15 protein-coding genes are annotated in these 13,971 nt (G+C 51.7%); 7 read left to right on the forward strand and 8 right to left on the reverse strand.

What is annotated here, in order from left to right:
• The first annotated feature begins 195 nt into the window (after window positions 1-195).
• Window positions 196-1,431 carry an MFS transporter gene (locus AC0MA3_RS19830; RefSeq protein WP_474657436.1) on the forward strand — a complete coding sequence of 412 codons (1,236 nt, stop codon included), beginning with the start codon at window positions 196-198 and terminating at the stop codon, window positions 1,429-1,431.
• A gap of 181 nt (window positions 1,432-1,612) precedes the next feature.
• Here AC0MA3_RS19830 and AC0MA3_RS19835 read toward each other — a convergent pair whose 3' ends face one another.
• On the reverse strand, window positions 1,613-1,810 hold the full coding sequence (locus AC0MA3_RS19835) for a cold shock domain-containing protein (protein WP_019911834.1): 198 nt from the start codon (window positions 1,808-1,810) through the stop codon (window positions 1,613-1,615).
• Between the two features lie 172 nt (window positions 1,811-1,982).
• Here AC0MA3_RS19835 and AC0MA3_RS19840 point away from each other — a divergent pair, with 172 nt between their 5' ends.
• The 6 genes from AC0MA3_RS19840 (at window position 1,983) to AC0MA3_RS19865 (ending at window position 6,696) form a co-directional block, all read left to right on the forward strand.
• Window positions 1,983-2,216 carry a hypothetical protein gene (locus AC0MA3_RS19840; RefSeq protein ID WP_074086091.1) on the forward strand — a complete coding sequence of 78 codons (234 nt, stop codon included), beginning with the start codon at window positions 1,983-1,985 and terminating at the stop codon, window positions 2,214-2,216.
• 6 nt (window positions 2,217-2,222) lie between these two features.
• A complete protein-coding gene (locus AC0MA3_RS19845) occupies window positions 2,223-2,393 on the forward strand; it encodes a hypothetical protein (RefSeq protein WP_379153789.1) in 171 nt (56 codons plus the stop codon).
• Between the two features lie 205 nt (window positions 2,394-2,598).
• Complete coding sequence (pepF, locus tag AC0MA3_RS19850) at window positions 2,599-4,389, forward strand: oligoendopeptidase F (protein WP_474657437.1); 1,791 nt, start codon at window positions 2,599-2,601, stop codon at window positions 4,387-4,389.
• An 86-nt stretch (window positions 4,390-4,475) separates the two neighbouring features.
• Window positions 4,476-4,796, forward strand: a complete 321-nt coding sequence (locus AC0MA3_RS19855; protein ID WP_379153793.1) for a LapA family protein — start codon at window positions 4,476-4,478, stop codon at window positions 4,794-4,796.
• Between the two features lie 45 nt (window positions 4,797-4,841).
• Window positions 4,842-5,882 (forward strand): M42 family metallopeptidase, encoded by a 1,041-nt coding sequence (locus tag AC0MA3_RS19860; protein WP_379154215.1) that lies wholly within the window; start codon window positions 4,842-4,844, stop codon window positions 5,880-5,882.
• Window positions 5,883-5,967: 85 nt separating this feature from the next.
• Window positions 5,968-6,696 carry a hypothetical protein gene (locus AC0MA3_RS19865; protein ID WP_474657438.1) on the forward strand — a complete coding sequence of 243 codons (729 nt, stop codon included), beginning with the start codon at window positions 5,968-5,970 and terminating at the stop codon, window positions 6,694-6,696.
• A 160-nt stretch (window positions 6,697-6,856) separates the two neighbouring features.
• On the opposite strand, the gene AC0MA3_RS19870 is transcribed toward AC0MA3_RS19865, so the two are convergent.
• From AC0MA3_RS19870 to AC0MA3_RS19900, 7 genes are all read right to left on the reverse strand, one after another.
• A complete protein-coding gene (locus AC0MA3_RS19870) occupies window positions 6,857-7,342 on the reverse strand; it encodes a tetratricopeptide repeat protein (RefSeq protein ID WP_474657439.1) in 486 nt (161 codons plus the stop codon).
• Window positions 7,343-7,531: 189 nt separating this feature from the next.
• Entirely contained in the window at window positions 7,532-9,457 is a 1,926-nt protein-coding gene (locus AC0MA3_RS19875) for an ABC-F family ATP-binding cassette domain-containing protein (RefSeq protein WP_474657440.1), read from the reverse strand.
• A 45-nt stretch (window positions 9,458-9,502) separates the two neighbouring features.
• Window positions 9,503-10,108 (reverse strand): TetR/AcrR family transcriptional regulator, encoded by a 606-nt coding sequence (locus AC0MA3_RS19880; protein WP_474657441.1) that lies wholly within the window; start codon window positions 10,106-10,108, stop codon window positions 9,503-9,505.
• 74 nt (window positions 10,109-10,182) lie between these two features.
• Window positions 10,183-10,983 carry a DUF92 domain-containing protein gene (locus tag AC0MA3_RS19885; protein ID WP_474657513.1) on the reverse strand — a complete coding sequence of 267 codons (801 nt, stop codon included), beginning with the start codon at window positions 10,981-10,983 and terminating at the stop codon, window positions 10,183-10,185.
• 24 nt (window positions 10,984-11,007) lie between these two features.
• On the reverse strand, window positions 11,008-11,631 hold the full coding sequence (locus tag AC0MA3_RS19890) for a fumarylacetoacetate hydrolase family protein (protein ID WP_474657442.1): 624 nt from the start codon (window positions 11,629-11,631) through the stop codon (window positions 11,008-11,010).
• Window positions 11,632-11,677: 46 nt separating this feature from the next.
• Window positions 11,678-12,403 carry a glycerophosphodiester phosphodiesterase gene (locus AC0MA3_RS19895; protein ID WP_474657443.1) on the reverse strand — a complete coding sequence of 242 codons (726 nt, stop codon included), beginning with the start codon at window positions 12,401-12,403 and terminating at the stop codon, window positions 11,678-11,680.
• A 39-nt stretch (window positions 12,404-12,442) separates the two neighbouring features.
• Window positions 12,443-13,840 carry a CapA family protein gene (locus AC0MA3_RS19900; protein ID WP_474657444.1) on the reverse strand — a complete coding sequence of 466 codons (1,398 nt, stop codon included), beginning with the start codon at window positions 13,838-13,840 and terminating at the stop codon, window positions 12,443-12,445.
• Between the last annotated feature and the right edge of the window lie 131 nt (window positions 13,841-13,971).

Below are 13,971 nucleotides of genomic sequence, written 5' to 3' on the forward strand. Positions count from 1 at the left end.
TATCCAAATCATCATTATTATAATATGCAGAGCGTATTTGTACAAACAACAAAATCACTTTCGCAAAACCATGAAAGATTCAGAAATCTCCTGTTACAGCGGACATCCGGCGTTACCTTTATGCTATACTAGAACGCGTTCATCACAAAAGTATGGATTATGAGACCATATTTCATATCCGAAGGAGTGCAAATCATGTTATCAGAACGGACCGGAGGCCAGTACAGTGACCAAAACTGGCTGCGATCCTTTATGTTCACGCTCTACGGCACCAGTGTGCTGGTTGTCTCTTATTTCCCCTTATTCTATACTCACATTGGGTTCAGCAGCCCGCAGATTGGAATCCTGTATTCTATCGGGCCGCTGATCTCCATTTTATCCAACCTGTTCTGGAGCATGATGAGCGACCGTATGGGCACGGTCAAAAAAATCATGGCCATTCTATTGGCGGGCCAATTGGTAACTGCGCTGCTGCTGGCAAGAACTAATGATTTTGGGACCGTAATGCTTATTTTGTCCCTTTTCTATTTCTTCTATTACCCGTTATTCCCGCTTGCCGATACAATGGCAATCAAAATTGCCCAGCGCCACGGGCGCAATTTCATTACGATCCGGGTATTCGGGTCACTTGGATACTCCTTCTTCGCACTGACGATTGGTTATGTACTAAGGGCTTTGGGATCATCGTACAGCATAGCGGTCTGTATTGTAATTGTAGTTATTGCACTACTCATTACCTTTGGACTGAAGGATGTCAAACGGACCGAAATAGACAACAAGGCTGATACAGCCGGTTCCCCGGCAGAACCGCTTAAGCGAGGAGGCCTGAAACAGATTTTGCTGCAAAAGGAAGTGTTATGGTTCTTCGGCAGCGTCTTCGTGCTTGCGATCGGTTACCGGATGAATGAAGCGTTCTTAACGCTCAGCCTCAAAGCCATGAATGCCGGAGATGAGATTATCGGATGGTCGCTGCTGGCTTCAGCACTGAGTGAAATCCCGGTATTCTTCGTCCTGAGTAAATATGGTGATAAATTCAAGGAGTTACCCCTGCTCGCATTTGCCAGCCTGATGTTTGCCGCCCGGTTCCTGTTCATGTCCCTTGCGAATGAGCCCGGTACGGTGATAGCTATACAGGCTATGCACAGCATCTCCTTCGGCATATATTACGTGACGGCTGTGCGGTATATTACGCGCATAATTCCCGATCATCTCCGTGCAACGGGCATGGCCATCTTTACTGTTGTATGGTCAAGCGCAGCCGGTCTGCTCAGCGGAACATTTGGCGGATTAATCTACGAGGATGCCGGACGTACGGTATTCTATGTGGTGGCCATGAGCTTCTCGCTGCTGGCCTTCGTTGGTTTTTTATCCAAACACCTTCTGGACACTGGTTTCAGTATTCATCGTTATTCCCGCCGTAAAAGCAATTAGTTCTATCCAAGGGCTGCACTTCTTATATAGTGCAGCCCTTGGTGGATAAAAAGGCGAAAATAAAAAAACACAGTTCCCGAAAGAACTGTGTGCTTTGTAAGTTCTGGTTACCACTCTTGCAAGTGTTGCCATTCCAAAAAATATATATTGTGACTGACAGATTAAACTGTCTGGCCGTTTATTATAATTTAACTACGTTAGCTGCTTGGGGACCACGGTTACCATCAGTAATATCGAACTCTACCGCTTGACCTTCATCCAAAGTCTTGAATCCGTCACCTTGAATTGCTGAGAAGTGAACGAATACATCTTCGCCGCCTTCTACTTGAAGAAAACCATAGCCTTTTTCTGCGTTAAACCATTTTACTGTACCTTTCAAATGAACAACCTCCTAAAAATACCGCCATATATGACGTATGCTTACATTATACCCCAACTATACCTGCGAATCAATCCATCATTTCCCTTCTAAAGTGATAATATTTGCTTTTCACTTCCTACGTGCGTTATCATTGAGCCAAAAGCCAAAAATCGCCAGGGTGGTAATGATAATGATCAAAAAACATGAAATATACAAAACAGACAAGTGGAATATGATGACAGTAGAGGTTCAGGGGCGCTATATTGTTCTCCGCGAAATTTCTGATCAATGGGGAGAAGAAACACATACTTTTATGAGCCGTCCAGCTATGATGCAATGGGTCAACAACCGTTTCAACAAAGAATCTTACAAAGATAATGAAGAAGAGTACAAGAATATCATCGCAGCTTTCAAACAGGTATAGCCGGAGATGGATAACGAGAATTTAGTCATCTTCATCATTGTAGTTCTCTGTCTGGGAGCAGTGCTGGTCATGGGTAAGGAAAAAGTGCCGCCGCGCCTCAAGCGCGGTATGGCCCTGACTGCGGTCATTCTGATTGCCATGGCTTTTATCTTCATTATCTATAGCTTGTTAGCATAGCATCTGGAACTAGATCATTAATAATCAGGATTTGGCAGGGCATACTAAGTCAACCTTAAGTGTTAAGGAGGCTTCCGTTATGTCCTTTTCCGCCAATACTCTTCCGCTACTGCTTGCCTTAAGCCTGCTGCCGGGTAATCCCGTATCAAACACGGTACTGCAGAAGAATATGCCTATATCATCCCATCATCCGAGGAGGATTTCTATGGAACAATTATTGAAGAGAAGTGAAGTGCCCGCCGAAAACCGCTGGAAGCTTGAGGATATGTTTGCTTCACAGGAGCAATGGGATGCAGAATATAAAGAGGCCAAGGAGCTGATTAGCAGCGCCGCCGATTTCCAGGGCAAGCTTGACTCTCCCGGAGCACTCAAACAATGCTTTGAGCTCGACGACAAACTGTCCCTGCTCACCGAACGCCTCTATGTTTACGCGCATATGCGCCAGGATGAGGATACGGCCGCCCCAACCTACCAGGCCCTCTCCCAGAAAGCCAAGAAGCTTGGAGTAGAAGCCGGGGAAGCTCTTTCTTTTGTCACACCGGAAATCCTTGCACTGCCGAATGAGACGCTGGACCAGTTCATTGCTGACCCTTCACTCTCAGACTACACTTTCACATTGACAGAAATGAAACGCGAGAAAGCGCATGTTCTCTCCAAAGCGGAGGAAGCTCTACTCGCCCAGGTAGGCACCCTTGCCCAAGCGCCGCAGACGGTATTCAGCATGCTGAACAATGCGGACTTGAAGTTCCCGAAGATCAAGAATGAGGAAGGCAAGGAAGTTGAACTGACGCATGGCAGCTACATTCAGTTCCTCGAAAGTCCGGACCGCGAGGTTCGCAAGAATGCTTTTAAAGCAGTCTATGAGACGTATGGCAAACAAAAAAATACAATTGCTTCCACACTGAGCGCAAACGTCAACAAAAATGTCTTTTACTCACGTGTGCGCAAGTACCCTTCTGTTCTAGAAATGTCCCTCTATGGCGATAACATCCCCAAGGAGGTCTACACGAATCTGATCGATACCATTCATGAGAGCCTGCCGCTGATGCATCGTTATATGAAGCTACGCCAGAAGTTAATGGGTGTCGACGAGCTACATATGTATGACCTGTTCGCACCGCTGGTAGACGAATACAAGCTGGATATTACCTTTGAAGAAGCCAAGAAGATTACCAAAGAAGGATTGAAGCCCCTCGGCGAGGATTATCTGGGTGTGCTGCAGGAAGGCTACGACAAGGGCTGGATTGATGTCTACGAAAATGAAAACAAACGCACCGGCGCATACAGTTGGGGAGCTTATGGTACCCATCCTTATGTGCTGCTGAACCATAATGATAACCTGAACAGCATGTTCACACTGGCTCATGAAATGGGCCACGCCCTGCATTCCTATTATTCGGACAACACGCTCAAATACCGGGATGCACAGTATACAATTTTCCTCGCAGAAGTGGCTTCTACAACCAACGAAGCGCTGCTGATGGACTACCTGCTCAAGAAGTCTACCGATCCGAAGGAAAAAATGTACCTGCTCACTTACTATGCCGACCAGTTCCGCACGACTGTATTCCGACAGACGATGTTCGCTGAATTCGAGAAAATCATTCACCAGCGCGCCGAAGAAGGCGAATCTCTGACGCCACAGGATCTGTCCGAAATCTACTATGACCTTAACGTCAAGTATTATGGCAAGGATATGGTGGTTGATAAGGAGATCGAGATGGAATGGGCCCGGATTCCGCATTTCTACAACAGCTTCTATGTGTACAAATATGCTACCGGCTTCTCCGCGGCTACCAGCTTTGCGAAGCAGATTCTGGAAGATGGCAAACCGGCGGTAGATAAATATCTCGGCTTCCTGAAGAGCGGCGGCAGTGATTATTCGATCAACATTCTCTCCAAGGCAGGCGTTGACATGTCCTCTCCTGCACCCATCCGTGAAGCGATGAGCGTCTTCGAAAGCGTAATTGAACAGATGGAACAGTTGACCAAATAAGGCATACCGCTTAGTATTACTGTAATCCCTTGCCCTCTGCGGGCAGGGGATTTATCTTGTCATCCATGCTTAGAGGAGGAAGTTACATGCGATTGCAATGGTCACTTATTTTAGGACTGATCTTCGCTCTGATTACAGCCGTGTTCGCAGTCATCAATGTAGATCCGGTTGAGGTCAATTTCTATTTTGACGTTGTCCGTATTCCACTGATCCTGGTCATTCTGGGCTGTGCCCTGATCGGCGGGGTTATTGTCGGCTCCTACGGCATCTTCCGTCAATACAAGCTCCAGAAACAGATCAAAGGTCTTACAGCTGAGCTGAACAAGCTCCGGGATGCGGATCATTCCTTGGATGCGGTAGCACTGAATCAGGACAGCTTCTCTACAAACAGTACGCCGCAGCTATGAGTTGAATTGCAGTTTCAATCTAATAACAGGAGGACATTTACCTTGATTACCATTCAACCTAATGAAGAATACATTCTAACCGTTCTTAAAAAACTGCTCGATACCCCTAGTCCTAGCGGCTATACAACTACAGTCATGAACCTTGTAGCTGAGGAAGCGGCAGCACTGGGTGTGTCGATGAGCTGGAACGAAAAAGGCGGCTTGATCCTAACCGTTCCCGGCCTTGATCCAGCCCGCACCATCGGCATCAGCGCCCATGTGGACACGCTTGGAGCCATGGTCCGCTCTATCAAACCGAACGGCACGCTGCGTCTAACCTCTGTCGGCGGTTTTACCATGAACAGCATCGAAAATGAATATTGCGTCATTCATACCCGCACCGGCCTCACTTATACCGGTACCATCCTGAGCAGCCATCCTTCTGTCCATGTCTATGCGGATGCGCGTGACTTCAAGCGTTCCGAGGAAAATATGGAGATCCGGATCGATGAAATGGTCTCCACCAAGGACGAAGTCCTAAAGCTAGGTATTGCTGTAGGTGACTTCATCTCCTTCGATGCCCGGGCAGTTATCACACCTAGCGGCTATATCAAATCACGCCATCTGGATGACAAAGCTAGCGTTGCCGCTCTGCTGGGACTACTGGAGAGTATCCGACGTGAAGGCTGGAAACCGCTGCATAACCTCTCCCTGCTAATCTCCAATTACGAAGAAGTTGGTCACGGCGCAGCCTGGATTCCGGGTGAGATCAGCGAGATCATCGCGGTCGATATGGGTTGCATGGGTGATGATCTAAGCTGTAAAGAGACGGATGTCTCCATCTGCGCCAAGGATTCCTCCGGACCCTATGATTATGCCATGACTGGACGGCTGATTGAACTTGCGAATCAATTGGCTATTCCATTCGCGGTAGATATCTACCCGCAGTACGGCTCTGATGCTTCCGCCGCCCTGCGTGGCGGGAACAATATCCGGGCTGCGTTGATCGGCCCAGGCGTACATGCCTCCCACTCCATGGAGCGCACGCACAAGCAGGCTGTGCTGAACACAGCCAAGCTTCTCGCAGCATATGTGGGCGCGAACTGAGGTTGTACTTGCTGGCCTGCGGCGGGCCGCGCAGCGCAGGCCGTGGCTGACAGCCGCCGTTCTTCTGACGGCGGCTGTTGCTGTTATGGCGGCTATCGTGCTGCTGACGAAGCCGCATCCGAGGGAGGCCTTCCACGGCCTCCCTCACGCTTACAGCTACCTGCAGGCGGACAGCTCCAGCAAGGTGCAGCTGTATATGATGTCAGCGGCACCAGCTGACATTGTGCTGCGCAGCGTGGTTTCACCGCTGCGCCCGGTTGCCGCCTACGGGATTAACGGCGGCTTCTTCTACGGTAGCGACCTGCTGTCGGTCGCGATCATGGACGACCGGCCGGTGAACGGCGTTCAAAGGGCGTATGGCTCGGGCTGGTTCAACGCCAAATATGCGCGTGGAACGCTGGTATGGGACGGCGCGAGCGGTTCGATGTCGGTTCAGGTCGTCTCCTCAGGAGATGACCTGTCCGTCACGGACCGCGGGCATTACTGGGCGCAGGGCGGGATCAGCATGAACCTGCAGCATGAAGAGCTGTGGCAGGCAGTGGCCGCCACAGAGCATCTGCCCTATGCTGACGAGCAGCGGATGCGCTCGGGGCTGGTCTACGATGAGGACGGAAAGCTGTGGCTGATCGTTACACCATCACGCTGTACGGCAGAGGAATTCCGTACAGCCATTCTGGAGACCGTCCCCGGTGAAGGGCGGGAAGGGATCTTCCTCGACGGCGACGGTTCCTCGCAGATGAACGCCGAAGAGGCTGTGCTGACCGGCGACTCGCGGCCGGTCGTACAGATGGTTGCCCTGGCAGGCGGCAAATAACCTGCCGGAGGGTTCGCCGGATGAAAAGGCGAATCTACATTAATTGCCAAGACCTTATCTTCCATAGCCTTAATATGAGCCCCGGAAGAAAATATATAGCAATAAAATAAGCAGGCAGGTTTCCGAATCCGGAAATCTGCCTGCTTGCAATTCTGAATTCTTATTCCCACACCTGATCCAGCTTGTCCGAATAGTACAGAATAGCCTGGCGGTAACTCCCGATCCCTTTATCGGAAGAAGTCTCCGCGAGCACTGTCAGCGTCAGCTTCATCGCTTCACTATGATCACCCAGATTGTGCAGTGTCATGGCCAGAAAAACCACAAATTCCTTCTGCTCCGGATACTCGTGCAGCCCCTGCTCCAGCACTTCCTTGGACCGGTTATACTCACCTAGGGTCCGGTAGGTGCTGCCTAGTCCCAGAAGAGCACCCATACGCTGCTCCTGGGCCAGGCCCAGTGACAGACTGCGCTCATAGTAAGGCACAGCCTCCCGTTCCAGGCCCAGTACATCATGGGTCCAGGCCAGCTGATAGTGCAGCTCTGCATTCTCTTCATCTCCACTCAGCAAGGCTAGAAGCAATTCTCTTGCCTCTTCAGCCTTCCCGGCGGTGCGAAGGGACACTGCGTCTTCAATCGAATGTGTCAATCTCTTCTGCCTCCTCTTTGCGCTGTAAAGCCGTTACGTTATACGAAAACACAGCATTCAGGGCAGGAGCTCTGAATGCTGTGCTAATGTCACAAATGTGGTGAGTCATCAAGCGTAATAGCAGGTAGCCGTCACTAGGATGATGCGAAAATGACGCTTGATATCCAAGGATTAAAGGATACCCGCGTCCTACGCTTTACCGGCAATCTTCTCTGCCAGCTCATTCAGATACGTCCAGCGCTCCATCAGACGCTCCAGCTCGGCTTCTGCCTGCCGCTGCTTCTCGACCAGCTCCTGAAGCTTGCCGGAATCCGCAAAGGCTGCTTCCATCTGTACACTAATGTCGGCCAGATGCTGTTCTGCCTGCTCAATGGCCTCGTCAATTCCTTCATATTCACGCTGTTCCTTGAAAGTGAATTTCAGCTTTTCTCTGGAAGGAGATGCCGCTACAGCTGCCTGTCCTTGTTCCGGAGCAGAGCCGCGCTTGCCTGAACTCTCTTCTACTCCACCAGCAGGGACATTCTTCGCGAGCCATTCCTCGTATTCACTATAATCGCCTACATGCAGACGAATGCTTCCATTCTCAAAAGCAATTAGCTTATCCACTGTGCGGTCCAGGAAATACCGGTCATGGGATACTGTAAACACTACGCCTGGGAATTCGTCCAGATAATCCTCCAGTACGGCAAGTGTGCCGATGTCCAGATCGTTGGTCGGTTCGTCCAGCAGTAATACGTTGGGCGCTCCCATCAGGACTCGCAGCAGATAGAGACGTCTCTTCTCTCCTCCGGAGAGCTTGGCAATCGGCGTCCACTGCATAGCCGGTGGAAAAAGGAACCGTTCCAGCATCTGTCCGGCAGTAATTACACTCCCGTCCGCTGTACGGATGATCTCCGCTTCTTCCTTTACATATTCTATGGCCCGCATGGTGTCATCCATATCCTGATGCTCCTGGGTGAAATACCCCAGCTTGACGGTTGCACCAAGCTGAACCTCTCCGCTGTCCGGCTGCAGCTTGCCGGCAATCAGATTGAGCAAGGTTGATTTGCCGCTTCCGTTCGGACCTACAATGCCTACCCGGTCCTGAGGTACCGCGATATAGGTCAGATCCTTAATCAGTGTCCGTCCATCCAGGGACTTGGTTAGATCTTTCATCTCAATAATTTTGCGGCCCAGACGTGTCGAGGCCACGGAAATGTCGAGTGCACCCGTTGACGCCGCGCCTTGACTGTCCTTCAGCTTCTCATAACGGTCAATTCTGGCCTTTTGCTTCGTCGAACGGGCCTTGGCCCCACGGCGAATCCAAGCCAGCTCGGTACGCAGCAGATTCTTGCGCTTCTGCTCCATGGACGCCTCACGCTCCTCGCGTTCGGCCTTCAGCTCCAGGAAACGCGAATAATTCGCTTCATACCGGTACAACTGCCCACCGTCCAGCTCCAGCATGACACTTGCTACCCGCTCAAGGAAATAACGGTCATGGGTTACCATCAGCAGTGCGCCGCGCCGTTTCTGCAGATATTGCTCCAGCCAGGCTACTGAGTCTGTATCAATATGGTTCGTAGGCTCATCCAGGATTAGCAGCTCAGAAGGGGTAATTAGGGCCGCTGCAAGCGCAACCCGCTTGCGTTGTCCGCCGGATAACGTCTCCATCCGCGCATCAAACTGTGTAATGCCGAGTTTGGTGAGCACGGTTTTGGCTTCACTCTCCAGCTGCCACGCGCCGGCAGCGTCTATGGCTTGTCCAATCTGTACCAGCCGGCTCTCCAGGGCAGCGTCGCCCGGGTTTTTATCCAGAAGAGGCAATGTCTCCATATACTCCCGCATGGTTGCAAGCTCCGGCTCATCCCCGGCAAAAACCTGCTGCAACACGGTGTTGTCCGGCTCATACGGCGGATTCTGTGCCAGGTACTGTACCCGCACCGAATTCCCGATGGAAATTTGTCCGGCATCTGCGGTATCCAGACCCGCAATGATTTTTAGAAAGGTAGATTTCCCTGTACCATTCACACCGATGACGCCAATCTTGTCCCTGTCATCCATTCCAAACGATGCATCCCGGAACAGTGTTTTTTCCCCATAACTCTTGGAAAGGTGTTCCACGGTCATAATATTCATGCTCTGTCCTCGCTTGCCTAATATTTTAAACCGGATCTGTACAACTTACTGCCCTGCCGGTAAATCTCCAAGTGATGCATTCATGTTAGCAACTGCACCTTCGATAAAGAGACTGGCTACAAACCTCGTTCGTTGGTTCGCATCCTCTTCCGAGAAGGAAGGATCAAACAGGATATCCATCTTCAGCCGGTCCAGCATACCGATGTACGACTTCGCCATCAGCTCCGGCTCATAGGCCCCGCCTTCCAGCAGCACCTTCACTACTGCCTGCATATACTCTTCCATAAAACGCGCCATGTAGGCTACCAGCTCAGGGTTGTTGTTCGGCGCCCGAAAGAAAAGCTTCGTATGCTGCTTGCGTTCATAATAGTAAAATAAGTGATGCTCTGCAATAACGGACAGCTTCGCGTTCAAGCTGCTGCAGGCCTGGAGCTTAACTTCGAGCTGCTGAAGAAATCCTTCACAGTCCCGCCGGGTGACCGCCATGAACAAATCCTCTTTATTTTTGAAATATAAATAGACCGTGCCCTTGGCAATCCCTGCACGCTCAGCCACTTCCGACATCTTCGTTTCGTAGAAACCGCCTGAACCGAAGAGCTCGTAAGCGGCATCCAGAATGGCTGTATGTTTGTGAATGGACGCGCTGCTCACCGGTTCACCCCCTTCAATATTACGGATATTGGTGTATTCATGATATGAAAAGCATGTACCTCTTGCGCCTGGTGTTATAGACCACCGATCAACAGAGCGGCAACGCCACCCAGAATGGAGCTGACGGCATTGACTGCGTCATTATCCATCCATCGCCAGCCACGGGCATAGACCGTGGGCTGGCCGCAATGCCGCGAGGCTTCTACCTCGCGGCCGCATACGGTGCAGCGGTTCATACGCTGCACCGTGGCCCCTAGAACCGAGTCGGCGAAGGCGCCGACGAGGCCCCCAAGAAGTCCTGCCAGCGTAAGCAGCAGGACTGAGTGCCCCGGCATGCCGGAGGCTGCCCTCAGCAGCCAGGAGGCAGCGCCGATCAGGGCGCCGCCTGCAGCGGCGGCCAGGGTTCCCGGCAGCGAGACACCGCCAGAGGTGCCGGGCGGCAGAATACGCCCCGTCAGCACAGAGCGGGGCGGCTTCCTGGCGAGGGTGCCAATCTCCGTCGCCCATGTGTCCGAGGTTACAGTCGCCATGACGCCGATGAACAAATATCCCCATAGCTCCAAGGGATAGATGGCGTTCAAGAGTACCAGCAGCATGCCAAGGCCGCCGTTGGCGAAGACCTGGCCGGCATCCCGGCGCCCTGTTTTGTCATAGGTGGCTTCCAGCTCTGCCTTATTCTCATGGTGGAGCTTCGAGAGCAGGGTGGAAGAGATGAAGAACAGCAGCAAAATCCCAAACCAAAAGGCATTCCCTGCCCCGAAATAGATCGTCCCCATAGCAACCGCAGCTAGCATACCGGATAAGCTGAGCGACTGCTTATAATAAGCCGCTCCGGCCACCAGCAGAGCACCGCAGAAGCCGATTGCCCATTGCAACACTTCAAGTCCCGCAGGCATAGGCTAACCGATCAGGCAGGTGCCCATTAAGCGATCGCCCCACAACAGCTCGAACGAATCGCCTGAAGCCACAGGGCCAACACCAGCCGGAGTACCGGTAAAAATAATATCATCTTTGCCCAATCCGTAACGTGCTGCAATGAATTCCACAATTTTTTGCAATGAAAAAATCATGTTCTTGACGTTCCCGCGCTGGACCTCCACCCCGTTCTTGCGAACGGTGTAATCCGTTGCTTCCAGCTCTTCCGTATCCGGAAACGCAATATAGGGAGTCAACGGTGCAGCGTTCTTGAAGCCTTTGGCAGGCGTCCAGGGCAGACCTTTCTTTTGCAGATCGTTGTGCACATCGCGCAGAGTGAAATCCAGACCCAGGGCCATCACATCCACCAGCTCCTGTACGCTCATGCCAGGTACATAATCCCTTGCGATCCGCAGAACAATCTCACCTTCGTAATGAATCAGTCCGGCATCTTTTGGAAGCTCGATAATGGCTTTGTCGAGGGGAACCGCCGCATGCGAAGGCTTAAGGAAAATCAGCGGCTCCACCGGTACCTTGTTGCCCAGCTCCTCCGCATGTTGCTTGTAATTTCGTCCCACACAATAGATATTGTTAACGTCAGCGCACATGTATGCTTCAGCTCTCTTCCCTGTCAATTATAAGCATAAGCTACTCTTACAAAAACGTATCGCCCCAAATATCGGGACGGTTCGTACAGATCATAATCTCTGAATGCATTTCGGCCAGGCGGCGCATCTCTTTCGCCTTATTCACCGTCCAGGCCATGACCCGCACCCCGCGCTCAGCGAGCAGCTTGGCCAGGTTCGGATTCAGCCGGTCAAAGCTGATCGACAGAAAAGAACAATCGAGCTCCTTGAGCTTCCTTGCCGGGTCGCCAGACCTTGCGTCGTAGATCAATCCCGTGCGGTAACGCGGGTCCAGCTCCTTAATTCGCTGTAGCGCACCGGCGTCGAACGAGGTCAGTACCACCTCATCACGCATGCCGTGTGTGTTGACAAGCTCAATCACCGCTTTTTCCAGCCCGGGATACATATCCCCGCTTGTCTTCAGCTCAATGTTCAACCGTAACCTGCCACAAGCTAACTGCAGCACCTCTTCCAGGGAGGGAACGCGTTCTCCGCGAAAGGCCCTGCCCTTCCAGCTCCCAGCATCAAGGCGCCGGACATGTTCATAATCCATATTCTTGACTTTGCCATGTCCGTTGGTGGTGCGGTCAAGCGAGAAATCATGGATAACTACGGGGACACCGTCCTTCGTGAGTTGAACATCAATCTCCATCCATTGTACATAAGGAAGGGCAATGGCCATTCTTATGGCAGCAAGGGTATTCTCCGGTGCTTTACCCGAAAACCCGCGATGGGCCACACACAAATTATTCATCATAAGCACCTCCGGCAGAAGTATGGTCAATGTCTGCCCCTACTTGACAACCTGAACTACATTCCCGTCATTGCCGATCTTCACAAGGCCGGAGGACAGGGACTGCACTTTGTGCAGCAGCAGTTGGCCGTCCACTTCATTCATGGGCACGGGCTTAGCCAGCTCCGCACTCATCGGACTGAGCTTCATTGAACACTGCCCCTGTGCGCTGCACTCTGCCTGAAACACAGCGGTATCCCAGGTGGCTCGGGTCAGCGAACGGGTGAAAATAAAGTTGCCGGTGCTGTAAGCGATCCATTTGCCTTTGTAGGGCTCAATCCCCTGCAGCACATGCGGATGCCCGCCCATGACCAGATCTGCGCCTGCATCAATGAAGCTGCGCCCAAGCGCTTGCTGGACCGAATCATATTGTTCCATCCGTTCTTTGCCCCAATGTACCATTACAATGACAAGATCAGCTTTCTTGCGGGCGCCAGCGATAACCTTCAGCGCTTCCGCACTGTCATACACTGAAGCTACTCCAGGTTTGCCAGCCTGCGCCTGCCACTCCATTGCAGGCAATACACGTGTGAAACCAAGCAGAGCGATACGAATGCCATTTCGTTCAAAATACTTGGCGCTATATGCTTCGGCTGCGTTCGCTCCGCCTCCTACATACGGGATGCCACGTTTGTTCAAATGATTAAGTGTATCCAGCAGGCCTTCCTCACCCTGATCAAGGGTATGGTTGTTCGCCAGATTCACCGCATCTACACCGGCAGCCTTCAAAGAATCCAGCGCCTTAGGCTCTCCCTTGAATACAAACTGCTTGTTGGCTGCGCCTACCCCTCCGGTGGTGATTGGCGTCTCCAGATTAAGAATGCTCAGATCATCCTTCTTGAACATGCCATCCAGGTCAGCATACGAATAATCGTAGCCTTTTTGTTGCAGGATTTCACCCGCTTTACCTGAAAAAATGACATCTCCCGCAAAACTCAGCTTCACGGTCTTCCCAGCATTCTCTGGAAGGCCCGAAATCTGGCTGCTACTGGAATTGCTGGTGGAGCCTTTATCTACGGGATCTTCTGTGCTTTCCGGTACAGAGCTTGCTTCAGGAGCAAGGGATGGGCCAGGTTCCGTAGGAACTGGAGTCGTCTTTGGAGTCGTCTCTGCAGAAGGTTCAGATGAAGACTCCGCAGCCGGCGAAGGTTCGGGTGTAGGCTGAGCCGAAATCGTAGGTTCGGGCTCCGCATCCCCCTGCTCCGGTGATGGAGAACTAAATATTGCAGCAGCCGGCGGTGGATCACCGCTTGGATCTGGATCGCCCAGAAAAGCATAAGTCAACAGAGCAGCAATCATGAGAAGCAGACTTACGTTAATCCATGCCCAAACCGTTCTGCGCCGGCGCTTGTTGCTTGGCTTGTTGTTTTTTCGGGTACGTGAACGCGGCGGATACATGAATGCAAGTAATCTCCTTTATCCTAAAATTGTTTCTATTATAGCATAAGTCCCGCCCCATCCTCCAAAATAGAGAGGCTACTCCAAAGAAGACAAGCAAAAACGGTGAAGCGCGCCTTACGGAGCACTTC

This window comes from Paenibacillus sp. LS-5 (assembly GCF_056121505.1).

What these genes read in the sequence shown, in the direction of transcription:
- AC0MA3_RS19830 (WP_474657436.1), top strand. Translation starts at nt 196, where the DNA reads ATGTTATCAGAACGGACCGGAGGCCAGTACAGTGACCAAAACTGGCTG.
- AC0MA3_RS19840 (WP_074086091.1), top strand. Translation starts at nt 1,983, where the DNA reads ATGATCAAAAAACATGAAATATACAAAACAGACAAGTGGAATATGATG.
- AC0MA3_RS19845 (WP_379153789.1), top strand. Translation starts at nt 2,223, where the DNA reads ATGGATAACGAGAATTTAGTCATCTTCATCATTGTAGTTCTCTGTCTG.
- pepF (WP_474657437.1), top strand. Translation starts at nt 2,599, where the DNA reads ATGGAACAATTATTGAAGAGAAGTGAAGTGCCCGCCGAAAACCGCTGG.
- AC0MA3_RS19855 (WP_379153793.1), top strand. Translation starts at nt 4,476, where the DNA reads ATGCGATTGCAATGGTCACTTATTTTAGGACTGATCTTCGCTCTGATT.
- AC0MA3_RS19865 (WP_474657438.1), top strand. Translation starts at nt 5,968, where the DNA reads ATGGCGGCTATCGTGCTGCTGACGAAGCCGCATCCGAGGGAGGCCTTC.
- AC0MA3_RS19875 (WP_474657440.1), bottom strand. Translation starts at nt 9,457, where the DNA reads ATGAATATTATGACCGTGGAACACCTTTCCAAGAGTTATGGGGAAAAA.
- AC0MA3_RS19890 (WP_474657442.1), bottom strand. Translation starts at nt 11,631, where the DNA reads ATGTGCGCTGACGTTAACAATATCTATTGTGTGGGACGAAATTACAAG.
- AC0MA3_RS19895 (WP_474657443.1), bottom strand. Translation starts at nt 12,403, where the DNA reads ATGAATAATTTGTGTGTGGCCCATCGCGGGTTTTCGGGTAAAGCACCG.
- AC0MA3_RS19900 (WP_474657444.1), bottom strand. Translation starts at nt 13,840, where the DNA reads ATGTATCCGCCGCGTTCACGTACCCGAAAAAACAACAAGCCAAGCAAC.